Origin of the sequence: Halomonas sp. CKK8 (assembly GCF_029625235.1) — a bacterium.
In the GTDB taxonomy this organism is placed as follows: Bacteria; Pseudomonadota; Gammaproteobacteria; order Pseudomonadales; family Halomonadaceae; genus Halomonas; species Halomonas ventosae.
In genome coordinates this window covers 1,040,504-1,063,805 of sequence record NZ_CP121193.1, presented here as the reverse complement: position 1 = coordinate 1,063,805, position 23,302 = coordinate 1,040,504, and the positions used below count along the sequence as shown (strand labels likewise).

The window sequence follows — 23,302 nt, the reverse complement described above, 5'->3', positions numbered from 1 at the left end:
GCTCAGGTTGCCCCCTCCCCTTCCTGGCCCTCCAGGGCCGGCGCCTCCACGACGATGGACGGGCTTCCCCAGCCGGGGTGGACCCGCCCCTCGAAGCGGTCCAGCGCCTCCACGGCCAGGTGCCTGCCCAGGCTGATCAGCGCCTCGGCACGGTGGAACTCGTAGGCGCCACAGACCGTCTTGGGCACCTCGATGAGCACATCCGGCGGGTAGCCCGCCACCTTGTACTTGGCCAGGGCGGCCTGGGTGATGTCGAAGGAGGCCAGCACCATGTCCAGGCGTCCCCACTCGCGGCGACCGCGTTCCAGGACCGCGTCCTCCTCGCTCTTGTCCGAAGGGCCACCACTGGCACTGTTGTTGCCGAGGCCATCGAACAGCCGACGGGTGGCGCCGCGGACCCCGTCGATCCAGCTGGCGAAGTCGACGCCTCCGGCGTCCCGGGACTTCTCGCGCGCCTGTTCCTGGGCGGCCTCCTCGGGGGGCAGCAGCTCCTCCAGGGTCACCGGGCGCGGACTGTGGGCGGTGGCGTTGACCGCCAGCACGAAGTCCGCCTGGGCGGACACCGTGGGGATGATCGGCAGGGGGTTGAGCAGCCCGCCATCCACCAGCACCTGGTCGCCGCGATGCACCGGCGTGATCACCCCGGGCACGGCGATGGACGCGCGGATCGCCTCGAGCAGCGAGCCGCTCTGGAACCACACCTCGCGCTGGCGGGTCAGGTCGGTGGCCACGGTGGTCACGGGGATCGCCAGGTCCTCGATGCGGGTATCGCCGATCAGGCTCTCGAGCTTGCCCATCACCTTGTTGGCGCGCATGGCCCCCATGGGGCTCCAGGTGACATCGACCAGCCTGAGCACGTCGAAATAGTCCAGCCGGCAGACCCAGTCGCGATAGGCGGCGAGCTCCCCTGCCGCGTAGACGCCCCCCACCAGGGCCCCCATGGAGCAACCGGAGATCGCCACCACCCGATAGCCTCGCGCCTCGAGCTCCTCGATCACCCCGATATGGGCATAGCCACGGGCACCCCCGCTGCCGAGCACCAGTGCCACGCTCTTTTGCCGTGTATCGTCGGCTTTCCGCTGCTGGCTCATGACGCGCCTCCCCTCTCGGCTCCCACCATCAGCTGTTGTGCCACGCCACGATGGCCTCCGCCACCCCGGCGACCGCCGACGGTTCCAGGTGCAGGTGATGACCGCCAGGCAACACGCGCCGGGTCAGCCTCGCCACCGCCGCCCGGGCCTGGCGTGCCCGTACCCGTTCACCCAGGATGCCGGCCTCCCCCTCCAGCAGCAGTACCGGGCTGCGGACCGCCGCCAGCATGGCCCCCACCTGCTCGGGAGAGAACCGCACCAGGGAGGGTCGCAGCAGGCGGGCATCGGTGCGTAGCTGCACATGGCCGTCGGGCAGCGCCTCGAGGTTGCGCGAGACCAGCGGTCGTGCCGTCTCGGCATCGATGGGCGTCGCCCCGCCGGCCACCCGTGCCGCCACGGCGGTTTCCCTATCAGGATAGCGCGGCGCCGACGAGAGGGGGCGCCGATCGGCGAGCAACCCCTTGCGCAGTTGGGCGGGTGCCTCGCCGGCCTCGGTGGTCAGGGCCCCCAGGCCGTCGAGCAGCACCAGCGTCTCGACACGTTCCGGCAGGGCGGCGGCCGTCAGGCAGGCCACCCCGGCCCCCATGGAGTGGGCCAGCAGGGGCACCCGCGCGAGGCCCAGATGGTCGCAGGCATCGAGGAGGTCGTGGCAGTAGTCCCAGAGCGCATAGTCGCCACGACGGTGGCGGGAGAGGCCATGGCCGGCGAAGTCGATCGCCACCACCCGAATGCCCAGGGCGTCGACCAGCCGGGGCGCCAGGCGCGAGAAGCTGGCGGCGTTGTCCAGCCAGCCGTGCAGCGCCAGCCAGGTCGGGGCCTGGTCATCGCCCCAGGCCAGCGCCGCCAGGCGGTCCCCGGCCAGCCTCAGGGAACGGGGCTCGCTCATGCCGACGGCCCCAGCAGGTCGTCGAGCATGGCCAGCAGGGCCGAGCGGGTCTGGTCGGGGTACTCCATGGGGAACATGTGCCCGCCCGGGACCTGAGCCACGCTCACGCCCCGACGCGTCAGGCGGTGCCGCCGATGCGGGATGAGCACATCGGACTCGGCGCCGGCCAGCACCCCCAGGGGGACCCTGACCCGGCCGGGGAGATCGCCCAGGTGGTCCGGCAGGTGACGGAAGATCTCTACCTCGATGTCGGGGTCGTAGAGCAGTACCACGCGCCCGTCATCCAACTCCCGGGTCCCCCCGTCCACGTAGTCGTGCAGGGCGGCCTCGGTGAAGCGCCGGAAGAGGCCCCGCCGGCGCAGGTAGTGGAACATGGCCTGGCGGTCGGGCCAGCTGTCACGACGGCCGAGACTCCTGCCCGCTGGGGTCACCCGGTCGGCCAGCCCCAGGCGCTTGGCCACCTTCATGGCCCAGGCCTCCAGGCCCAGCATCAGCGGTGGATCGAGCATAACCACGCAGCGGAACCGGTCGGGGGAGTGCTCGGCGGCCATGGCCATCAGCACGCCCCCCATGGAGTGGCCCACGCCGACCACCGGACCCGGGAAGCGAGCCAGGTGGCCGAGCAACTCGTCGCGCAGGGCCAGCCAGTTGTGGCCGACGGGGAAGTCGGGGTGATGGCCCAGTCGATCCAGCGGGTGCAGGTCGAAGCGCTCGGCCAGGGGCGCCAGGAAGCTGCGGTAGCTCTGCCCCGGGAAGCCGTTGGCGTGGGCAAAGACGAGAGGCGTGCGCGGGACGTGGTCGGATCTGCTCATGGATTCTTCCTGCTGGCGGGCACCCGGCCGGCACCCTTCTGGCGATAGCAGGCTAACGGGATTACCATGATCCGCCAAGTCGCCCGGCGGCGACAGGCCAATCGACAGGAGCCCTTCGTGGAAGACCCCCGCAAGCCCGTCCGTGATACCCGCACCCGCAATCGCGTGTTCCTGATGACCGTGGTGGCCGCTATCGTCGTCGGCTTCTGGCTGACGCGCTAGCCCAGGCCCATGGAGCTCTCGACCCTCTTCCTGCGGACCCTGGAGATCACCCTACCGGTCTTCGCCATGGTGTTCATCGGTCTCGGCCTGAAGCGCGCCGGCTGGATCGACCAGGCCTTCGTCGCCACCGCCTCGATGCTGGTCTTCAAGGCCACCCTGCCGACGCTTATCTTTCTCAGCATCATACGTGCCGACCTGGCGGCCACCCTCAACCCGGCACTGCTGGGCACCTTTGCCCTGGCGACCCTGGGCGGCTTCCTGTTCAGCTGGGGCTGGGCGGTCCTGCGCGTGCCCCGAGAGGAGCGCGGCGTCTATGTCCAGGGCGCCTTTCGCGGCAACTGCGGCATCGTCGGCCTGGCACTGGCCGCCGGCATGTACGGGGACTATGGGCTGTCCGCCGGTGGCCTGCTGCTGGGAGTGGTGATCCTCACCTACAACGCCTTCTCGGTGATCGCCCTGGCCCACTACCGGGAGGGCCGCCACACCGACTGGCGCAGCATCCTCGGCCATATCGCCACCAACCCGCTGATCCTCGCGGTGGTCGCCGCCGTCCCCGTGGCCGCGGTGGGGTTGCCCCTGCCCGACTGGCTGATGACCTCCGGCGACTACTTCGCCTCGCTGACCCTGCCGCTGGCCCTGATCTGCATCGGCGCCACCCTGTCGCTTGGCGAGATCCGCGACTCGGGCCGGTTGGCGATCAGCGCCAGCCTGATGAAGATGGTCACCCTCCCGGCCCTGGCCACCGGTGCCGCCTGGGGCGTCGGCTTCGAGGGCCGCGAGCTCGGGGTGATGTTCCTGTTCTTCGCCAGTCCCACCGCCGCTGCGGCCTTCGTGATGGCCAAGGCGATGGGCGGCAATGCCGCACTCACCGCCAACATCATCGCCCTGACCACGCTGATGGCCAGCGTGACCATCACCCTGGGCGCCTTCGGCCTGCAGGTGGCCGGACTGATCTAGTTCAGGTCGACGGGGGCCGTGAACCGTGCGAGCCGCGCACAGCCGGCGGCCCGTATCTCCGCCTCGAGCTCCGCCACGGCGGCCGTGGGGAAGCCGGGACCACGATCCCCTCGCCCTTCCACCAGCAGGCCGGTGAGGGCGGCGACCAGCGGCATGTGGCTGACCAGCATCAGTGGCCGGTCATCGGGCTCGCCGAGCAGCCACTCCACCACCGCCTCGGGAGGATCGTCGGGGGTGATGAGCGGCAGCGGCTCCACCTCGAGGCCCAGGGGCTCGGCGATCCATGCTGCCGTCTGTCGGGCCCGCACGTAGGGACTGGCCAGCAGGCGCAGGCGCGGGAGGTCCAGGTCCTCGCGGGCGGCGAGCCAGCGGCCCATGCGCCGCGCCTCTTCCACGCCGTGCGGTGTCAGCTCGCGCTCGGCGTCGGGACGGCCCGCCGCGGCCTCGCCGTGTCGCATGATCAGCAGCCGCTCAGCCATGGCGCTCGCCCCCATCGCGACGATCCTGCTGCACGTCCTTGCGGGGGAGCACGAACTCCACGTCGCTGCTCTGCTCGCCGAGCATCAGCAGCCGCGCCATGTCCCGGGCGGGCACGCCCTTGAACAGCACCTGGTAGAGGCCCTCGGCGAGCGGCATGTAGACGCCGTCCTCGTGGGCCTTGTCGCGCACCAGGCGCACGGTGTTGACCCCCTCGGCGACCTGGCCCAGGGCCTGGACCGCCTCGTCCAGGGTCTTGCCCTCGCCCAGGGCCTGTCCCACGCGATAGTTGCGTGACAGCGCCGAGGAGCAGGTGACGATCAAATCGCCCACCCCGGCGAGTCCCAGGAAGGTCATGGGGTTGGCCCCCTGGTCGACGGCGAAGCGGCTCATCTCGGCCAGTGCGCGGGTCATCAGCATGCTGCGCGTGTTCTCGCCCATGCCCAGTGCCGCCGCCATGCCGGCGGCGATGGCGTAGATGTTCTTCAGCGCCCCGCCGAGTTCCACGCCATAGCGGTCGTTGCTGGCATAGACCCGGAAGTAGTCGCAGCCCAGCGCGCTCTGCACGCGGGTGCGGGTCTCCGGGTCGTCGCTGGCGATCACCGTCGCGGTGAGCTGCCGGTCGGCGATCTCCGAGGCCAGGTTCGGTCCCGAGATCACGCCGATATGCGGAAAGCCGGTTTCCTCCTCGAGGATCTGGCTCATCAGCTTGAAGCCCTCCTCCTGGATGCCCTTGGTGGTACTGACCAGGATCTGCGCCTCGTTCAGGAAGGGCCGTGCCTGGCGCACCACCTCGCGGAAGGCCTTGGAGGGAATGGCCACCAACACCAGCTCGGCGCCCTCGAGGACCTCGGCCATCTCGGTGGAGGCCACCACCGCGGCATTGATGGTGAAGCCCGGCAGGTAGCGGCCGTTACGGTGCTCGCGAGTGATCTGTGCCGCCAGGTCGGGATCGCGCAGCCACTGGCGCACCTCGGCGCCGTTGTCGGCAGCGATGCTGGCCAGGGCGGTGCCGAAGCTGCCGCCGCCGAGCACCGCCACGCGCATGGGTTGGTCTGACATGGTTGCCCCGGGAAGTTGGAGGGATGAGGGGAGTGTAACGAAAAAACGCCCCGCGAAGGGACGTATCAAGGGTAGGGAGAAGCCCGGGCCGGCTTGCCGGCCCGGGCGCGACAGGGTCAGTCGATCAGGTGCAGCAGCGAGTCGATGCTCGACCTGGCATCGCCGTAGAACATCCGCGTATTCTCCTTGAAGAACAGCGGGTTCTCGATGCCGGAGTAGCCGGTCCCCTGGCCGCGCTTGCAGACGAACACCTGCTTGGACTCCCAGACCTTGAGCACCGGCATGCCGGCGATGGGGCTGTTGGGATCTTCCTGGGCGGCCGGGTTGACGATGTCGTTGGAGCCGATGACGATCACCACGTCGGTGCTCGGGAAGTCGTCATTGATCTCGTCCATCTCCAGCACGATGTCGTAGGGCACCTTGGCCTCGGCGAGCAGCACGTTCATGTGCCCCGGCAGGCGACCCGCCACCGGGTGGATGCCGAAGCGCACGTTCTTGCCGGCGGCGCGCAGCTTGCGCGTCAGCTCACTGACAGCATTCTGGGCCTGGGCCACCGCCATGCCGTAGCCCGGCACGATGATCACGCTGTCGGCATCGTTGAGGGCGCTGGCCACGCCGCCGGCGTCGATGGATACCTGCTCGCCTTCGATCTCCGCTGCCGGCCCCTGGCTGCCGCCGAAGCCGCCGAGGATGACGTTGATGAAGTTGCGGTTCATCGCCTTGCACATGATGTACGACAGGATGGCACCGGAGGAGCCCACCAGGGCACCGGTGACGATCAGCAGGTCGTTGGAGAGCGTGAAGCCGATGGCCGCCGCGGCCCAGCCGGAGTAGCTGTTGAGCATCGACACCACCACCGGCATGTCGGCGCCGCCGATGCCCATGATCAGATGGTAGCCGATGAAGAAGGCCAGCGCCGCCAGCACCAGCAGGGTCCAGAAGCCGGCCCCGTTGAGGTAGAGGATAGCCAGCAGCAGCGACAGGGCCGCCGCACCGGCGTTGAGCATGTGGCCGCCGGGGAGCTGCCTGGGCTTGCCGTCGACCTTGCCGGCCAGCTTGCCGAAGGCGATCACCGAGCCGGTGAAGGTCACCGCGCCGATGAAGATGCCCAGCACCACCTCGACCTGCAGGAACATCAGCTCGTCCGGGGCCTTGGTGGCCACCAGGGCGGCAAAGGCCGAGAACTCCTCCATGGAGGCCTCCGCGGCCCTCGCCGCCATCACCCGGCGCCGCTCCAGGTCCGCGCTCCAGGCCACGAAGACCGCGGCCAGGCCGACGAAGCTGTGCAGCGCCGCGACCAGCTGCGGCATCTCGGTCATGTCGACCTTGCCGGCCACGTAGACGCCGACGCCCGCCCCGATGATCATCATCGGGATCATCCACCAGTAGCCGCCGATGCCCGGCCCGAAGGCGGTGAAGAACACCGCCACGGCCATGCCGACGATGCCGTACCAGACGGCCCGCTTGGCCTTCTCCTGGTTGCTCAGCCCCCCCAGCGAGAGGATGAACAATACACTTGCCGCGATCGCCGCGGCAGATACGAATCCTTGACCCAACATGTCGTGTCTCCGCCGCTCAGGATTTCTGGAACATGGCCAGCATCCGGCGTGTCACCAGGAAGCCACCCACGATATTGATGGACGCGATCAGCACCGAGATCGCCGCGAGCACGCCGACCACGACGCTGCCGGAACCGATCTGCAGGATCGCCCCGAGGATGATGATGCCGGAGATCGCGTTGGTCACCGCCATCAGCGGCGTATGCAGCGAGTGGCTGACGCCCCAGATCACCTGGAAGCCGACGAAGCAGGCCAGCACGAAGACGATGAAGTGCTGCATGAAGGAGGCCGGGGCCACCTGGCCGAGCAGCAGCATCAGCGCGCCGCCCACGGCGAGCAGGGTCACCTGGCGCTTGGTCTGCGCCTTGAAGGCGGCAAGCTCGGTGGCCTTCTTCTCCTCCGGCGTCGGCTCCTTCTCCTTGGGCTTGGGCTTGGCCGCGGCGATGGCCTTCACCTTGGGCGGCGGCGGCGGGAAGGTGACCTCGCCCTGGTGGGTCACCGTGGCGCCGCGGATCACGTCGTCTTCCATGTCATGCACGACCTTGCCGTCCTTCTCGGGCGTGAGGTCGGTGAGCATGTGACGGATGTTGGTGGAATAGAGCAGCGAGGCCTGGGTGGCCATGCGCGAGGGGAAGTCGGTGTAGCCGACGACCGTCACGCCGTTGTCGGTCACCACCTTCTCGTCGGGCTTGGTCAGGTCGCAGTTGCCGCCCTTCTCGGCTGCCAGGTCGACAATCACCGAGCCCGGCTTCATGGCCTCGACCATGTCCTCCAGCCACAGCTTGGGCGCCGGCTTGCCGGGGATCAGCGCCGTGGTGATCACGATGTCGACGTCCGGGGCCTGCTCGCGGAAGCACTCGAGCTGCTTCTCGCGGAACTCGGGGCTGGAGGGCGCGGCATAACCGCCGCTCTCGGAGCCGTCCTGGCTCTCGTCGAAGTCGAGGAACAGGAACTCGGCCCCCATGGACTCGATCTGCTCGGCCACCTCGGGGCGCACGTCAAAGGCGCGCACCACGGCCCCCAGGCTGGTGGCGGTGCCGATGGCGGAGAGGCCCGCCACGCCTGCGCCGATCACCAGCACCTTGGCCGGCGGCACCTTGCCCGCGGCAGTCACCTGGCCGGTGAAGAAGCGCCCGAAGTTGTTGCCCGCCTCGATCACCGCCCGGTAGCCGGCGATATTGGCCATCGACGAGAGCGCGTCCATCTTCTGCGCCCGCGAGATGCGCGGCACCATGTCCATGGCGATCACGGTAGCGCCCTGGGCCTTGCACAGCTCGAGCAGCGCCTCGTTCTGGGCCGGCCAGAAGAAGGCGATCAGGGTCTGCCCCTCGCGCAGCCGACGGGCCTCCTCCTCGGAGGGCTCGCGGACCTTGATGACCACCTCGGCCTCATGCCAGAGCGCCTCGGTCCCGTCGACGACGCTGACCCCGGCCTCGCGGTAGGCCTCATCGTTGAAGCCCGCGGCCACCCCGGCCCCGGCCTCGATCAGGCATTCATGTCCCAGCTTCTGGATCTGCTTCGCGCTCTCGGGGGTGAGCGCGACACGCGCTTCCCCCCGGGCAGTCTCCTTCGGTGCGCCTATCTTCACAATGGATCCCCCATGTGGCCAACGTTTGTTACGATTGCTTGTCAGAGTGTGGTTTTAATCAATCCCATCAGTGTTACCTTTTGCGGCCCCTCGGCACAAGTCCCGGGCCCAGGTTTTTTGCTGCATCGCAGCACGAAGCAAGGTCCTGATATCCCCGAAAAGAATCTTTCCGCAGCGCAACAGGCCGCTTGCTGAATCGTGCCCGTTGCCGCCTGGCTGCCACGGCAACCGACACAAAGACGCCACCCGAAGGTGGCGTCGTAACGGTCAGTGGCGTGCGCTGTCAGGCGCTCAGCAACGCATTGAGTCGCTTGACGTATGCGGCGGGATCGTCGAGGTGGCCGCCCTCGGCGATGATCGCCTGGTCGAGCAGGATGCGCGCCAGGTCCTCGAAGCCCTCGCCCTCGACGCCCTCGAGGCGCGCCACCAGGGCATGCTCGGGGTTGAGCTCGAGGATCGGCTTGACCTCCGGCATCGGCTGGCCGGCGGCCTCCATGATGCGGCGCATCTGGAAGCCCATCTCGTGCTCGGGCAGCACCACGCAGGCCGGCGAGTCGGTCAGGCGATGGGTCACCTTGACCTCCTGGACCTCGTCACCCAGCGCCGCCTTGACGCGCTTGACCAGCTCCTCCTTGGCCTTGGCGGTCTCTTCCTGGGCCTTCTTCTCCTCCTCGTCCTCGACGTCGCCGAGATCGAGTTCGCCCTTGGCCACGTCGACGAAGCGCTTGCCCTCGAACTCGTCGAGATGGCTCATCAGCCACTCGTCGATGCGGTCGTGCAGCAGCAGTACCTCGATGCCCTTCTTGCGAAAGATCTCCAGATGGGGGCTCGACTTGGCCGCATTGAAGCCGTCGGCGACGATGTAGTAGATCTTCTCCTGCCCCTCCTTCATGCGCGAGACGTAGTCGGCCAGCGACTGGTCCTGGGTGGCGCTGTCGGTGTGGGTAGAGGAGAAGCGCAGCAGGCCGGCGATCTTCTCGCGGTTGGCGAAGTCCTCCGCAGGCCCTTCCTTGAGCACGCTGCCGAAGGTGTTCCAGAAGGTCTGGTAGGCCTCCTTGTCCTTGGCCAGCTTCTTGAGCATGTCCAGCGCACGCTTGGTCAGGGCGGACTTGATCTTGTCGACCTTGGGGTCCTGCTGCAGCAGCTCGCGGGAGACGTTGAGCGACAGGTCGCGAGTGTCCAGCACCCCCTTGATGAAGCGCAGGTAGAGCGGCAGGAACTGCTCGGCGTCGTCCATGATGAAGACGCGCTGCACGTAGAGCTTCACGCCCCGCGCGCCGTCGCGCTCGTAGAGGTCGAAGGGCGCGCGGCCCGGCACGTAGAGCAGGCTGGTATACTCGAGCTTGCCCTCGACCTTGTTGTGGCTCCAGGTCAGCGGATCGCTGAAGTCGTGGGCCACATGCTTGTAGAAGGCCTTGTACTCGTCGTCGGAGATCTCGCTCTTGGGGCGCACCCACAGCGCGGTGGCCTCGTTGACGGTCTCCCAGGTGGTGGTCTCGCTGCCCTCGATCTCGTTGCCGTCCTCGTCGCGGGCCGTCTCGACCTTCGGCATGCGCACCGGCACCTCGATATGGTCGGAATACTTGCGCACCAGGCTCTTCAGGCGGAAGTCGTCGGCGAATTCCCGGGCATCCTCCTTGAGGTGCAGCACGATCTCGGTGCCGTGGGCCTCGCGCTCGATATCGGCGACGGTGAACTCGCCCTCGCCTTTCGAGTGCCATTCGACGCCTGCGGCCTTGTCGCTGCCCGCCTTGCGGGTGCGCACGGTGATGTCGTCGGCGACGATGAAGCCGGAGTAGAAGCCGACCCCGAACTGGCCGATCAGCCGAGCATCCTTCTGCTGCTCGCCGGAGAGCTGCTTGAGGAACTCGGCGGTGCCGGAGCGCGCGATAGTGCCCAGGTTCTCGATCACCTCGTCGCGGCTCATGCCGATGCCGTTGTCGCGCACGGTCACGGTGCCCGCCTCGGCGTCGTGATCGATCTCGATGCGCAGCTCGCTGTCGCCCTCGTAGAGCGCGTCGTTATCCAGCGCCGCATAGCGCAGCTTGTCGCAGGCATCGGCACCATTGGAAATCAGCTCGCGCAGGAAGATCTCCCGGTTGGAGTACAGGGAGTGGATCATCAGGTGCAGCAGCTGCTTGACCTCGGTCTGGAAGCCGAGGGTTTCCTCATGCGTGGCTGTGGTCATGTGGCTTGGACCCCTCTTTCGACATGCCATGGTGGCAGGAACCACCGGTTCACAACTGTCGTCGATATGGGGCCCGGGCGGGGTTTTTCAAGCGCCGGCCCTGGCGGGATCACCGAGCACGAAGTGCAGCCGCGCGGTGGCCACGGGGACCGCCTCGCTTTCCTGCCAGGCACAGACCTGCACGTTGCCCATGCGCCGCCCCTCGCGCAGCAGGCTGCAGCGGGCCAGGGTCGGCACCACCCGCGCGGTGCGCAGGTAGTCGATGGAGACGTCGACGATGCGCGGCAGGCGCGGCGCACGGGTGGCGAGCATCAGGTCCAGGGTCGCCGCGGTCTCCATGAAGGCGGCCACCACGCCGCCATGCAGCGCCGGCAGCAGCACGTTGCCGACATTGCCCTCGCGGGGGTCGAGGCGGAACAGCAGGCCCTCGCCCTGCGGGTCCGGGAGCGCCGAGACGCCGATGCGCCGGGCATAGGGGATCAGGGCCAGCCAGGCCTCGACATCGCCCTCGGCGCGGGTCCTCGTCAGCCACTCGACATTGTCGAAGCCCTCACGCATGGTCGCCTTCCCCCGCGAAGAGTGCCTCGGCGAAGCCCTCGGGCGTATTGCGTGGCCCCAGCCGCACGAAGTTGCCGATGCCCCGGGCCAGCGGCCGCCCCGCCTCCTGCCACAGGGTGCCCTCGGTGAAGACCACCGACGCGGTGACCCGGACCACGCGCGCCTCGGCGAGGATGGCCTGCCCCGCCACTGCCGGCCGGAAGTGGTCGACGCGCAGGTCCAGGGTCGGGCAGACCTCCGGGGCCGGCAGGGCCGGCAATACCGCCGAGCCGCAGACGGTATCCAGCAGCATGGTCATCACTCCGCCGTGCACCAGCCCCCGGGCGCTGTCGCCGAGAAGGCCGTCGCACCAGGGCAGGCGCATGGTGGTCGACTCGGGGGTGACCTCGAGCACCTCGAGGCCCAGTTCTCGGGTGTGGGGGATCACCGTGACGAAACGCGTCAGGGCGCGACGCCAGTCGGCGTCGCTCGGGATCTGGCCATGGGTCATCCGGGCCTCGCAGGCGGCAGCAGGGAACGAAGATTTCAAACGATCGTATCAAGGCCGCGGCGTCTCGTCGCCTCGACCTTCGCCGGAGGCTGACCCGCCCTCCCGCCAGGCACGATAGCCCGCCAGGCGTCGGTCGACCCGGGTCAGCAGCCAGCCGACGATCACCGCATCGTCCACCAGCCCCAGCAGCACGAGCATGTCGGGAATCAGGTCAAGCGGCGAGACCAGGTACGCCAGGGCCGCCAGCATCCACAGGAAGGCGCCCCACGGCACCGGACGGAAGCGTCCCAGCAGCACGTCGCGGGTCATGGGCAGGAACAGTCGCAGGGCTCGGCCGATATGGCCCAGCACGTGGGCGCGACGCCTCAGCCGCGCCACCAGGAAGCCGCCACGCAATCTGGCCATCTCGATCTCCTTGCCGACAGGCGGGAATACCGCTACACGATAGGATATCCCCTCCCTCACGGACAGCCGCTGCCTGTCGGGCAACGGCGACACTACTCAATCGCCCTGCCATCGGCCACCATGGCAGGCTGACGACCGCGAACCACAATGAGGTCACGCTATGCCCCCGTCATTCGGCCGCTGCAAGGCCCTGATCGCCGCCACCCTGTGCGTCTTGCCCCTGACCGGACAGGCCGATGACCGCGCCATGCGCGAGGCCCTCGAGGCCGCCCGCAATGCCCAGTGGGAGAAGGTCGACCGGGGCGCCATCGAGGATCATGTCCTCGTCGGCTATGTCGACTACCATCGGCTGCGCCAGCGCCTGCCGGAGGTGGATCCCGACCGGGTACTGGCCTTCATCGAGCGCCACGAGGACTCCCCGCTCAGCGACTGGATGCGCGGCCAGGCGATCGCCAGGTACGGCCACGCCGGGCGCCCGGCCAGCCTGCTGGCGGTCGCCGACGGCGTGCCCGAGGGCACCGCCCGCCAGTGCTACTACTACACCGCCCTGCTCGATCGTGCGCCACAGGACGCCGCCCGGGGCGGTCGCGAGCTCTGGCTCGTCGGTCGCTCCCAGCCGGATGCCTGCGACACCCTCTTCGACACCCTGCGGGCCCGGGGCGAGATCGGCCAGGCGCATATCTGGGAGCGCATGATGCTCGCCTGGCAGGCCGGCGAGAGCGGGCTGATGAACTACCTGGGCCGGCAGCTGAGCACCGACTGGCAATCCGCCAGGGCCAGCCTCGACCGGCTGCGCAAGGACTACGCGGCCGTGACCGAGGTCCCGGCCTGTGCGGGACCGGGCTGCCGGGGCAGCGGACCGCTGTTCGCCGCGGCCATGCATGGCTTCACCCGCGCCGACACCGAGGCGGCCCTGGAGGCCTGGCGCAAGGTCTCCCCCCACCTCTCGCTGGAGGCACGCCACCTTGACGCCATCGAGCGTGACCTGGCCTTCTACGCGATGGTGCGCGAGGTCGACCAGCACGGTGGCTGGCGCGACGAGGTCGTGGCACGCCTCGGCGATGCCGAGCTGCTGGAGCTTCGCGTGCGCAGGGCCCTGGCCGAGCGGGACTGGCCGGGGGTCATCGACTGGGTACATCGCATGCCCGACGAGACCCGCCGGGAGGCCCGCTGGCAGTACTGGCTGGGCCGCGCCCTGGAGCAGCAGGGCGACAGCGCCACCGCGGAAGAGGCCTATGCCGCGGCGGCCGATGAGCGAAACTTCTTCGGCTTTGCCGCCGCCGACCGCCTTGGCCGCCCCTACGCGCTCAACCTGGAGCGCAACACCCTCGACGCGGCTACCCGCCGGGAAGTCGCCGAGTGGCCGGCGGTCCGGCGCACCGAGGCGCTTCGCCGGATCGACGAGCCTGGCCTTGCCAACAGCGAATGGTACCGGGCCGTGGCCCGCGGCACCCCCGAGCAGGCCCGGGCCCTGGCCGACTATGCGGCGCAGCGGGGCTGGCTACCCGAGCTGGTGCAGACCACCATCGTCGGCCAGATGTGGGACGCCCTGGCCTGGCGCTTCCCCGAGGCCTATCGCGATGACTTCCTGCACTGGGGCGGCGTGGCCGGGGTCGACCCCTACCTGCTGATGGGCATCGCCCGGCGGGAGAGCGCCTACAATCCCGTGGCCCTCTCCCCTGCGGGTGCCCGCGGCCTGATGCAGCTGATGCCGGCCACCGCGGCCCAGCTCGGCCGGCGCCTGGGGATCGGTGACCCCGGCCCCTACGGTGTCCTCGAGCCCGAGGTGAACATCCGCCTGGGCAGCACCTACCTGGGCGAGCTGATCGATCGCTACAGCGGCAACCGCCTCGCCGCCGCGGCGGCCTACAATGCCGGCCCCGGCCGGGTCGACCGCTGGCTGCGCGACGCGCCGGAAGAGTTCGACCTCTTCGTCGAGAGCATCCCCTTCCGCGAGACCCGTAACTACGTGCAGGCCGTGCTCGCCTATCGGGTGATCTTCGAGAGCCTCTCCAGGGGCGGTGAGAGCGAGGGCGTCTCGATGCTGAGCCCGACGGAGAAGACGGTGCGCTACGACCGCTCGCTGCTGGCCAGCAACTGAGCCACCCGCGGCGCTCCCAGCGCGAGCGGCCCCGGCAATGCCGGGGCCGCTCGCGTTTCGGCACTCGGCCTCAGCCCGGCTGGCGCGTCAGGGCCAGCTTGACCCCGAAGCCCACCAGCACCGCGCCGGTGATGCCATTGAGCCAGCGGGAGAACGCCGGGCTCGCCAGCCAGCGACCCGCGCTGCCCACCATCACCACGATGGCGACCTGCCATAGGTTGGCGACCACGAAGTGCACCCCGGCCAGCCACAGCGACTTGGCCAGGGCCGGATCGCCCGGCGCGATGAACTGGGGCAGGAAGGCCATGTAAAAGACCACCGTCTTGGGGTTGAGCACGTTGGAGAGCAGCCCCTCGCGCAGCGGGCGACACAGCGATACGGCCTGGCGGTCGGCCTGCACGCCGCCCACGGGAAGCCCCTGGCCTCGCCGGGCCGAGCGCAGGCTGTTGACCCCCAGCCACACCAGGTAGGCGGCACCGGCCAGCTTGAGCAGGCCGAAGGCCCAGGCCGACTGCAGCAGGATCAGCGAGATACCCAGGGCCGAGACCGCCGCATGAACGAAGAGCCCGCAGCAGATGGCCAGGCTAGTCACCACGCCGTCGCGCCAGCCGCCCCGGGCGGTATTGCGGATCACCAGCAGGGTGTCGACCCCCGGGCTCATGCTCAGCAGGGTGATAGCCACCAGGAAGGGCCAGAATTGTGCATCGAAGAACATGGTCGTCCTCAGCCGTCAGTGGACAGGCATCGCCGTCAGCCGTTGAAGATGCCGCGACGGGCATGGCGCACGGAGATCTGGTCGTTGAGGGTCCAGAAGTCGTAGAGCACGCCAAGGCCGAAGAGCCCGAAGGTCAGCAGGTAGAGGAGCCCGGTCAGCCACTTGCCGAGGTAGAAGCGATGGATGCCGAACACCCCCAGGAAGGTGAGCAGCAGCCAGGCCAGGGAGTAGCTGATGGGACCGGCCTGGAAGCGCAGGTCCGCCTGGCGATCCATGGACGGAATCAGGAAGAGGTCGATCAGCCAGCCGACCCCCAGCAACCCCAGGGTGAAGAACCAGATGGTGCCGGTCACCGGCTTGCCATAGTAGAAACGGTGGGCACCGAGGAAACCGAACAGCCATAGCAGGTAGCCGATCAGCTTGCTGTGCGTGTCCCGGGAGGCGATTCGGGTATGGGTCATGGGGCGCTCTTCCATGGGTGAAACGGTCGGGATGGAGGCTGGACGCTCACAGGCTTTGCATCTACAGTGATCTTGCGGGCGCAGCGCCAGTCTCCCTGTGCCACCGTGTTGACGCAACCCTGGCGCTGTTGCACTATCCGCTGCGTTGGTCAGCAAGCAGAAAAGTCGTCAGTTGTACTTCGATTCGTTCGTTGCACCCGGTGCGCACTTCCTTCTTGCCTTGCCCACGCATTACGGGTCTGCGGCGAGGACACTCCCTGCCCGGCCCAGCACCATTATTTAGTTAGTTAAGGAAATCGACGATGGCAACTGGCACTGTCAAGTGGTTCAACGACACCAAGGGCTACGGCTTCATCTCTCCGGACGACGGCGGTGATGACCTGTTCGCTCACTTCTCCGAGATTCAGGCTGAAGGCTTCAAGTCCCTGCAGGACGGCCAGAAGGTCACCTTCGAGGTGACCCAGGGCAAGAAAGGCCTTCAGGCCTCCAACATCCGCGCCGCCGACTGATCCTCGGTCGAGCCGGAGGCAACCGGACGGCCCTGCCGCCCGGTCGCCACAGGGAAGGGCCCACCTCACGGTGGGCCTTTTTCGTTCCGGGCCTCGAGGGACGAGGCGTCAATCGCCGGTGCCGGCACCATCGCTATCCTCGAGCTCGAGCGCATCGAGCTCCGACGAGCTTCCCGGGGGCCGGCGCTCCGCCTCCTCGAACTGCTCGTCGATCTTTCGGCTGGCCTCCTCGAAGCGCTTCTCGGTCTCCTCGAGGATCGCCTCGATGTCCGAGCTGGTGCTCTCCCCGGGTAACGCCTGCTGCTCGTACAGGTCGCTGCCCGGCGACGCGTCCAGGCCGATGTCGGACTCGAACGCGGGAGACGACTCCATGGGCCCGAGCTCGATGGGCTCCTGCTCGGCACTCTCGAACTGCTCGTCGATCTGGCGGCTGGCCTCCTCGAAGCGCCGCTCCGTCTCCTCGATGATCGCATCGACATCGGAGCGGGTCGTCTCGCCGGGCAGGGCTTCGTCCTCGTCCAGGGTATCGTCCGGTGTTGCACCCAGGGTCTCGGCCTCGGCGTCGACCTCGCCCTCGCCTTCAAGATCGACCTGCCCCTCGCCGTCGAGCTCCTCTTCGGCACCGACGGCTGCCTCGTCAGGCACGGCGGCTTGGCTCTCCGCGGGGGCCTCGTCGGAGGCCGGCTGCTGATCCGTCTCGTCGAGCGATTCAGTGGCCCCTTCCTGCGTCTCCTCGACCTCGGCCGGAGCAGGCTCGTCGTCACCGTTGCCGCAGCCGGCGAGCCCGATGGCCAGCGCCATGACCGCGACCAGCGGCATCCAGGGTTTCATTGCCATTCTCTTGCTCCTGACGAAAGGGACGACATTGCACCAGAGCGCCCCCGCTCTCGCAAGGCGGCGTGCCACCTCAGGTGGCAAACAGCTGGCCGGCGATGTCGCGAAATGCCTTGAACTCGATGGCATTGCCACTGGGGTCACGGAAGAACATGGTGGCCTGCTCGCCGGGCTCGCCACGGAAGCGGATATAGGGCTCGATCTCGAAGCGCACGCCCGCCGAGGTGAGGCGGTCTACCAGGGCCTCCCAGTCGGCCATCTCCAGCACCACCCCGAAGTGCGGCACCGGCACGCCATGACCGTCTACCGGGTTGCGGTGGTCGTCGACCCCCTTCTCCCCCAGGGCAGGGTTCAGGTGACAGACGAACTGGTGGCCATAGAGGTTGAAGTCGACCCAGGCATCGCTGGAGCGCCCTTCCGGGCAGCCCAGCAGTTCCCCGTAGAAGCGGCGTGCCTCGGCCAGGTCGCGGACCTGAACGGCCAGGTGGAAGGGAGTGAGCATCACGGAGTCCTCCGGCTGGTGACGGGTTATGATTCCTTCATCATGCCGTTCCGGCGTCCACCTGGCCAGCCGTGCGCTCGGTTGAGGGCAGCGGGCACCCCAGGGTCCAGGCCACGGCGCTCAACAGTTCCGCCTCCTCGGGGTCGATCCGGCCATCATGCTCCACGCAGCAGCTCATGGCCGCCAGCAGGGGCCCCCGCTCGGCCTGAACCAGTCGCGCCAGTCGCGCCATGGCCCAGTCGAGGTCGGAGGCTAGGGCCGGCTCAGCGACGAAGTCCAGGGACACGCCCAGCACCGAGGCGAGTCGCTCGACGGCGACCCGCGCCTGCCCCGCGTGCTGCTGGCCGGCCCGTGCCAGTGTCGAGAGCAGCAGCGACAGCGGCCCGGCCAGGTCCGCCAGGTGCCGGTCGCGACGGGCCCGCCGCTCCCCCTGGATGCCCTGGACCACCAGCCGGTGCAGGGCCCACTGCAGGGCACCGGCATGCAGCTCCAGCGCCATCAGCCGGCGCAGGCAGGCCTGGAAGCGGGCATGCTGGGCCGCGGAAAGCTGGCGCAGCGCCGGGAGGGCCAGCTCGATCAGCGGCAGGCGCTGGCCGGGCGCCAGCCCCGACAGCGGGACGTCGAGGGCATCGAGCTCGCTGAGCACCTCGGGCAGCGCCTGGCCGGCCAGGGCCTCGCGCTGCGCCTGGCGGCTATGCGGGTCGGCGCCCATCAGGATCCCGTAGACCAGTGCCCGGGCGGCGAAGGGCTCATGGGCGGCCTCGAACAGGCGCTCGTCGATCTCGCCGAGGCGACGGCGGGCGCGGGCGATATCCTCGGCGCTCGGCCGACCCACGCTTGCCACCACCGCGGCGGCCAGCGCCCCCGAGGCCAGGGTTTCGGCACCTCGCGCGCCGCCGGAAGGCGAGGCACTGGCCTGCCGGGGTCGTGGCGAGCGGATCGCCGGGGCCGGCGGCAGGCTGCCGTCCCAGCGGGGCAGCACCCGGCGAATCCGCGCCTCCACCGGGGGGTGGGTGGCGGTCAGGCGCGACAGGGAGCGCACGCCGCTGCCGAAGAAGAGGTGGCTGAACTCCGCGGCATGGGTGGCGAGCAGGCGCGAGCCGAGGCGATGGGCGGCCAGCACCTTCAGCGCCCCACCGATGCCCTCGGGGTTGCGGGTGAACTGCACGGCGCTGGCATCGGCCAGGAATTCGCGCTGGCGACTCACCGCGGCCTTGATCAGGTTGCCGCACAGGGTGCCGGCATAGCCGACCACCATCAGCGCCGCCCCCAGCCCCAGCAACGCGGCATGCCCCCTGCCCCGCCGCGAGCGCAGCCGGCGACCGCTGCCCGAGGCATGCAGCAGCATGCGACCGATCAGGCCGATCACCAGGATGCCGTGGAGCAGCGCCACCAGTCGCAGGTTGAGCCGCATGTCGCCGTGGAGGATATGGCTGAACTCATGGGCGATCACTCCCTGCAGCTGGTCGCGGTCGAGGGCCTCGATGGCGCCGCGGGTGACCCCGATGGCCACGTCGTCGAGCTCGTGCCCGGCCGCGAAGGCGTTGATAGCCTGGTCCTCCAGCACATAGACCAGCGGGACCGGCATGCCGGAGGCGATGGCCATCTCCTCCACCACATTGAGCAGCCGGCGCTCGTCCGCATCGCGGGTCTCCAGATTGAGCGGTCGGCCGCCCAGGGCCTCGGCCACCGCACTGCCCCCGGCCCGCAGCTGCAGGTGGCGGACGAGGCTCCCCAGCCCCACCACCAGGATCACCGCCGTCGCCACCCCGACGAGCAGCCGCGGCTGCAGGGCACGCGCCAGGGGGTCGCCGGCGAAGGGAGCGCCGTCGAGCAGCACTACCGCGAGGGCCACCACCACGGAGGTGACGACGATCAGCGCCACCACCGCCAGCACCAGCAGCAGGACCAGCCGCCCGGTCAGCCGCCGGGCGCGATCCTGGGCCGTGAAGAAATCCACGGGGGCCGGCTCAGAAGCTCACCCGGGGCGCCGACTGGATCTCGGCGCTGTCGGCGAACTCCAGCAGAGCCGCATCCTGCTTGTGGCCGAAGGAGCCGGCCAGCAGCACCGGGGGGAAGCTCTGCCGATAGGCGTTGTACTGCATCACTGCATCGTTGAAGGCCTGGCGGGCGAAGGCCACCCGATTCTCGGTGCTGGTAAGGGTCTCGGAGAGCTGGCGCATGTTGTCGGAGGCCTTCAGATCCGGGTAGGCCTCCATCACCACGTTGAGGCGCCCCAGGGCGGCGCCCAGGGCGCCCTCGGCGCCGGCCAGCTCGGCCATGGCGCCGGGTTCGCCGGGCCGCGCCGACGCGTGCTGCAGGCCGACCTCGGCGGCGTTGCGCGCCTCGGTCACCGCCTGCAGGGTCTCGCGCTCGTGGCTCATGTAGGCCCGCGCGGTCTCCACCAGGTTGGGGATCAGGTCGTGGCGACGCTTGAGCTGCACCTCGATCTGGGCGAAGGCATTCTGGTAGCGATTCTTCAGCGTCACCAGCCGGTTGTAGATGGCCACCCCGTAGACCAGCAGGGCGCCCAGCAGCACGACGGGAATGATCAGCGAGAGGTCCATGGTGTCGTGGTTCCTTGTCGACAGAGGTAGGGGCCGCCAGGGGACGGTTGCCGTTAACCTTAAGCCTTGCCCGACATGTCGTCGAGCGATGACCCGGCAAGGCAGAAAACAGCAAAGGACCGCGCCTGGGTGGTGGTAATGAGTACCGTGATCGGACTCGCGCACGAGTCGATGGTTAACGCCGTAGGGGCAAGCGCAGGCAGTGTTCAGCCAGGGCGCAGGCCTGACCGCGGGATACTGCCTCACGGCGGGCGCGAGAAGAGCGGGCACTCCGGGGGGGCCGCCAGCGCCAGCGCCCCGGGGCTGATGGCCACCCGGAATCCCCGTCGATGCAGCGGCTCGCCATCCAGGGTCACCGGCAGTGCCTCCTCTGCCTCGAAGGTGAGGCCCTCGGTACGGAAGGCATCGACGTAGCGGCCCCGACCGGGGCGAGCCGCCAGCTCGCGGCGCATGGCGCGCAGCCGTGCCAGGGAGGCGACATCATGCAGCAGCAGCACGTCGAGCAGGCCGTCGTCCAGCGAGGCGTCGGGCGTCAGGGCCTGGCCACCGCCCGACTGGCGACCGTTGCCGATGGCCAGCATGAAGACCTCGGCGCGGCGCTCACCGCCCTCCCAGCGCAACACCCCGGGATAGAGCCGGTAGTCCCAGGCCTTCACCGCACCGATCAGCGAGTAGGCGCCGCCACCGAGCAGGCGCTTGAGGGTCTTGGGGGTGGAGGAGGTGATCTCGGCACCGAAGCCACAGGTGGCCATGTTGAGGAAGTGCCAGTCGTCCAGTCGCGGCACGTCGGTGCGCCGCAGGGGAAGGTGCAGGGCCGAGGCCAGGGCGGGCTCGGCGTCCAGCGGCAGACCCAGCGAGGTGGCCAGGTCGTTGGCGCTGCCCAGGGGCAGAATCCCCAGACCGGGGCGCTGCTCGGGCGACAGACGCATCAGGCCGTTGACCACCTCGTTGAGCGTGCCGTCACCCCCACCGGCGACCACCCGCTCCACCCCGTCGCGCCCGGCCTGCTCTGCCAGGCGGACGGCATCGCCCTGCTCCCAGGTGACCCTGACCTCGAGGTCGTCCCCCGCCTCGCGGCGGGCGAAGACCGCCTCCCTCACCGCCGGCAGCTGCGCCGACTTGCCATTGATAATCAGCCTGGGCATTCGCGTTCCTCTCGCCTGCTGCGTCCATCCTAATCATGACACCGCCACCGGATGACGGCGTACGCCCACTCATGCATCTCAATCATGCATGCCAATCAGCTTACGATTTCCCTACACTATCCGTCTTGCCGTCGCGTGCCGAACAGGGAGTGAGCATGATCGAACCGGCCTTTCTTCTCGCGGCCTTTCTCGGTGGCCTGACTGCCGTGATGCTGCGTCTACCACCCATGGTGGGCTTCCTCGCCGGTGGTTTCGTGCTCAATGCCCTGGGCTACGACAAGACCCCGTTGCTGGAGACCCTCGCCCACATCGGGGTCACCCTGCTGCTGTTCACCATCGGCCTGAAGCTCGACGTGCGCACCCTGCTGCGACGGGATGTGTGGGGGGGCGCCTCCCTGCACATGCTGGCTTCGACGCTGCTGATGGTGGCGCTGCTGTCGCTGTTCAAGTGGCTGGGGCTGGGCCTGCTGGATGACACGGGCTGGCACACCCTGGGCCTGCTGGGGTTCGCGCTCTCGTTTTCCAGCACCGTCTTCGTGGTCAAGGTGCTGGAGAAGCGCAGCGAGACCCAGACCGCCTACGGGCGCCTGGCCATCGGCGTGCTGATCATGCAGGACATCTTTGCGGTGATCTTCATCACTGCCTCCACGGGGGAACTGCCAAGCCCCTGGGCCCTGGGCCTGGTGCTGCTGATTCCCCTGGCGCCCGCGCTGCGAGCCCTGCTCGACCGGCTCGGCCATGGCGAGATGCAGATGCTCTTCGGCATGCTGCTGGCCCTGGTGCTGGGCTACGCCCTCTTCGAGTCGGTGGGCGTGAAGGGGGACCTGGGGGCGCTGATCATCGGGCTGCTGCTGGCCCCCCACCCTGCGGCACAGACCCTGGCCCGCTCGATGTTCAGCCTCAAGGAGCTGCTGCTGGTGGGGTTCTTCCTGAGCATCGGGCTGACGGCGATGCCCAGTACGGAGATGCTCGCCATCGCCATGCTGCTGGTGCTGATCCTGCCGTTGAAGAGCGTGATCTATCAGCTCGTCTTCATGCGTTTCCGGATGCGACATCGCACCTCGCTGCTGGCTACCCTCAGCCTGACCAACTATTCGGAATTCGGCCTCATCGTGGGCGCCATCGCGGTGTCCAGCCAGTGGCTCCCGGAGGAGTGGCTGGTGGTGATTTCACTGGCGGTGGCGCTGAGCTTCGGGTTCTCGTCGATACTCAACGGCTTCAGCGAGCGACTCTACCGCTGGCTGGAGCCTCGGCTCCCGCAGGTTGCCGTCGATGAGCTTTCGCCGAGTGACCGCCCGATCGAGGTCGGCGACGCCGAGGCCGTGGTGCTGGGCATGGGACGCATTGGGCGCAGCGTCTACCGTCGCCTGCAGAAGGAGTACGGGCTGCGCGTGCTGGGCATCGACAGCAACCCCCAGAGCGTCAGGAAACTGGGGGCGCGGGGCTTCAATATCCTCGAGGGCGATGCCGTCGATTCGGACTTCTGGGACAAGCTGCTGATGTCCCATGGCGTCCAGATGGTGGTGCTGGCCATGCCGCACCATGCGGGTAACCTCTTCGCGCTGAAGCAGCTGCGCTCCCGGAAGTTTCCGGGCAAGATCACCGCCGTGGTGGAATACCCCGAGGAGATCGAGCCGATCCGCGAACTGGGCGCCAATGCGGTCTTCCACGTCTATGACGAGGCCGGCCGGGCACTGGCCGACAGCGCCGCCGAGGAGGCCGGGGTGGTCTCTCGCGCCAGCCAGCTGGGGTGAGCGACTTGCCCCCCCGGGGCGCTTCTCGAGATACTCGGGCCCTGGCGTGATGCCGAATGCCCTCATCCAGGCCCTTCGGGGCATGCAACATGACCGCTCCCTCTCAGACTGGAACTCGCCACCCATGGACGACGTCTTCGCCTTCATCGGCAACGCCTTCGGGGAATTCATCCGCTTCATCGTCGATGGCCTCGTCGGCTTCTTCACGGGCATCGACGACGCGGCCCGCAGCTTCATGCAGGGGCTCTCCGAGTCGCTGGGCATCGCCCCCACGCTGATCAGCCTGGTGGTGCTGGTGATCGGCCTGTGGCTGCTGTGGAAGGGGGTCGCCGCGCTGATGCGCCGCGCCCTCGTCGCCACCCTGATCTGGTGGCTGCTGGGGGTTACAGTGCTGAGCTGGCTGATCAACTGACCCCTCC

Annotated in this window: 23 protein-coding genes; 5 read left to right on the top strand and 18 right to left on the bottom strand. The window is 68.8% G+C overall.

Features of this window, described 5'->3' with window-relative positions; genetic code table 11:
- Positions 1 to 2 precede the first annotated feature (2 nt).
- The 3 genes from P8934_RS05000 to P8934_RS04990 are packed head-to-tail and all read right to left on the bottom strand — an operon-like array spanning position 3 to position 2,789.
- Positions 3 to 1,091, bottom strand: a complete 1,089-nt coding sequence (locus tag P8934_RS05000) for a patatin-like phospholipase family protein (RefSeq protein WP_278033216.1) — start codon at positions 1,089 to 1,091, stop codon at positions 3 to 5.
- Between the two features lie 28 nt (positions 1,092 to 1,119).
- Positions 1,120 to 1,977: an alpha/beta fold hydrolase gene (locus P8934_RS04995; RefSeq protein ID WP_278033215.1), complete on the bottom strand. Its 858-nt coding sequence runs from the start codon at positions 1,975 to 1,977 to the stop codon at positions 1,120 to 1,122.
- A complete protein-coding gene (locus tag P8934_RS04990; RefSeq protein ID WP_278033214.1) occupies positions 1,974 to 2,789 on the bottom strand; it encodes an alpha/beta hydrolase in 816 nt (271 codons plus the stop codon). Before P8934_RS04990 ends, P8934_RS04995 begins: the two co-directional genes overlap by 4 nt.
- Positions 2,790 to 3,020: 231 nt before the next feature.
- Here P8934_RS04990 and P8934_RS04985 point away from each other — a divergent pair, with 231 nt between their 5' ends.
- Positions 3,021 to 3,968, top strand: coding sequence for an AEC family transporter (locus P8934_RS04985; RefSeq protein ID WP_278033213.1), 948 nt, complete (start codon positions 3,021 to 3,023; stop codon positions 3,966 to 3,968).
- Here the strand turns inward: P8934_RS04985 and sixA are convergent.
- The 8 genes from sixA to P8934_RS04945 form a co-directional block, all read right to left on the bottom strand.
- On the bottom strand, positions 3,965 to 4,447 hold the full coding sequence (gene sixA, locus P8934_RS04980; RefSeq protein WP_278033212.1) for a phosphohistidine phosphatase SixA: 483 nt from the start codon (positions 4,445 to 4,447) through the stop codon (positions 3,965 to 3,967). The genes P8934_RS04985 and sixA overlap by 4 nt on opposite strands.
- A complete protein-coding gene (locus P8934_RS04975; protein WP_278033211.1) occupies positions 4,440 to 5,507 on the bottom strand; it encodes an NAD(P)H-dependent glycerol-3-phosphate dehydrogenase in 1,068 nt (355 codons plus the stop codon). Before P8934_RS04975 ends, sixA begins: the two co-directional genes overlap by 8 nt.
- A gap of 116 nt (positions 5,508 to 5,623) precedes the next feature.
- Entirely contained in the window at positions 5,624 to 7,066 is a 1,443-nt protein-coding gene (locus P8934_RS04970) for an NAD(P)(+) transhydrogenase (Re/Si-specific) subunit beta (protein WP_278033210.1), read from the bottom strand.
- A 16-nt stretch (positions 7,067 to 7,082) separates the two neighbouring features.
- A complete protein-coding gene (locus P8934_RS04965; RefSeq protein ID WP_278033209.1) occupies positions 7,083 to 8,654 on the bottom strand; it encodes a Re/Si-specific NAD(P)(+) transhydrogenase subunit alpha in 1,572 nt (523 codons plus the stop codon).
- Positions 8,655 to 8,937: 283 nt separating this feature from the next.
- Positions 8,938 to 10,842, bottom strand: coding sequence for a molecular chaperone HtpG (gene htpG, locus P8934_RS04960; protein ID WP_278033208.1), 1,905 nt, complete (start codon positions 10,840 to 10,842; stop codon positions 8,938 to 8,940).
- Between the two features lie 87 nt (positions 10,843 to 10,929).
- Positions 10,930 to 11,400, bottom strand: coding sequence for a PaaI family thioesterase (locus tag P8934_RS04955; protein ID WP_278033207.1), 471 nt, complete (start codon positions 11,398 to 11,400; stop codon positions 10,930 to 10,932).
- Positions 11,393 to 11,890 (bottom strand): PaaI family thioesterase, encoded by a 498-nt coding sequence (locus tag P8934_RS04950; RefSeq protein ID WP_278033206.1) that lies wholly within the window; start codon positions 11,888 to 11,890, stop codon positions 11,393 to 11,395. Before P8934_RS04950 ends, P8934_RS04955 begins: the two co-directional genes overlap by 8 nt.
- Before the next feature lie 48 nt (positions 11,891 to 11,938).
- The gene (locus tag P8934_RS04945) at positions 11,939 to 12,295 is read right to left on the bottom strand and encodes a DUF1232 domain-containing protein (RefSeq protein WP_278033205.1); all 357 of its coding nucleotides are present in this window, start codon (positions 12,293 to 12,295) and stop codon (positions 11,939 to 11,941) included.
- A 160-nt stretch (positions 12,296 to 12,455) separates the two neighbouring features.
- On the opposite strand from P8934_RS04945, the gene P8934_RS04940 reads away from it, so the two are divergent.
- A complete protein-coding gene (locus P8934_RS04940) occupies positions 12,456 to 14,396 on the top strand; it encodes a transglycosylase SLT domain-containing protein (RefSeq protein WP_278033204.1) in 1,941 nt (646 codons plus the stop codon).
- 70 nt (positions 14,397 to 14,466) lie between these two features.
- On the opposite strand, the gene P8934_RS04935 is transcribed toward P8934_RS04940, so the two are convergent.
- Complete coding sequence (locus tag P8934_RS04935) at positions 14,467 to 15,111, bottom strand: LysE family translocator (protein ID WP_278033203.1); 645 nt, start codon at positions 15,109 to 15,111, stop codon at positions 14,467 to 14,469.
- Between the two features lie 35 nt (positions 15,112 to 15,146).
- On the bottom strand, positions 15,147 to 15,572 hold the full coding sequence (locus tag P8934_RS04930; RefSeq protein WP_278033202.1) for a TM2 domain-containing protein: 426 nt from the start codon (positions 15,570 to 15,572) through the stop codon (positions 15,147 to 15,149).
- A 302-nt stretch (positions 15,573 to 15,874) separates the two neighbouring features.
- On the opposite strand from P8934_RS04930, the gene P8934_RS04925 reads away from it, so the two are divergent.
- The gene (locus tag P8934_RS04925; RefSeq protein WP_040187864.1) at positions 15,875 to 16,081 is read left to right on the top strand and encodes a cold-shock protein; all 207 of its coding nucleotides are present in this window, start codon (positions 15,875 to 15,877) and stop codon (positions 16,079 to 16,081) included.
- 108 nt (positions 16,082 to 16,189) lie between these two features.
- Here P8934_RS04925 and P8934_RS04920 read toward each other — a convergent pair whose 3' ends face one another.
- From P8934_RS04920 to yegS, 5 genes are all read right to left on the bottom strand, one after another.
- A complete protein-coding gene (locus P8934_RS04920) occupies positions 16,190 to 16,918 on the bottom strand; it encodes a hypothetical protein (protein ID WP_278033201.1) in 729 nt (242 codons plus the stop codon).
- Between the two features lie 70 nt (positions 16,919 to 16,988).
- On the bottom strand, positions 16,989 to 17,417 hold the full coding sequence (locus P8934_RS04915; RefSeq protein WP_106229930.1) for a VOC family protein: 429 nt from the start codon (positions 17,415 to 17,417) through the stop codon (positions 16,989 to 16,991).
- Between the two features lie 40 nt (positions 17,418 to 17,457).
- Positions 17,458 to 19,377, bottom strand: a complete 1,920-nt coding sequence (locus P8934_RS04910; RefSeq protein WP_278033200.1) for a M48 family metallopeptidase — start codon at positions 19,375 to 19,377, stop codon at positions 17,458 to 17,460.
- Positions 19,378 to 19,387: 10 nt separating this feature from the next.
- Positions 19,388 to 19,984 (bottom strand): LemA family protein, encoded by a 597-nt coding sequence (locus P8934_RS04905; protein WP_278033199.1) that lies wholly within the window; start codon positions 19,982 to 19,984, stop codon positions 19,388 to 19,390.
- A 242-nt stretch (positions 19,985 to 20,226) separates the two neighbouring features.
- Positions 20,227 to 21,129 (bottom strand): lipid kinase YegS, encoded by a 903-nt coding sequence (yegS, locus tag P8934_RS04900; RefSeq protein WP_278033198.1) that lies wholly within the window; start codon positions 21,127 to 21,129, stop codon positions 20,227 to 20,229.
- Positions 21,130 to 21,284: 155 nt separating this feature from the next.
- Between yegS and P8934_RS04895 the strand changes: the two genes are divergently transcribed.
- On the top strand, positions 21,285 to 22,883 hold the full coding sequence (locus P8934_RS04895) for a cation:proton antiporter family protein (RefSeq protein WP_278033197.1): 1,599 nt from the start codon (positions 21,285 to 21,287) through the stop codon (positions 22,881 to 22,883).
- Between the two features lie 124 nt (positions 22,884 to 23,007).
- On the top strand, positions 23,008 to 23,295 hold the full coding sequence (locus tag P8934_RS04890) for a hypothetical protein (RefSeq protein ID WP_278033196.1): 288 nt from the start codon (positions 23,008 to 23,010) through the stop codon (positions 23,293 to 23,295).
- Positions 23,296 to 23,302: the final 7 nt, after the last annotated feature.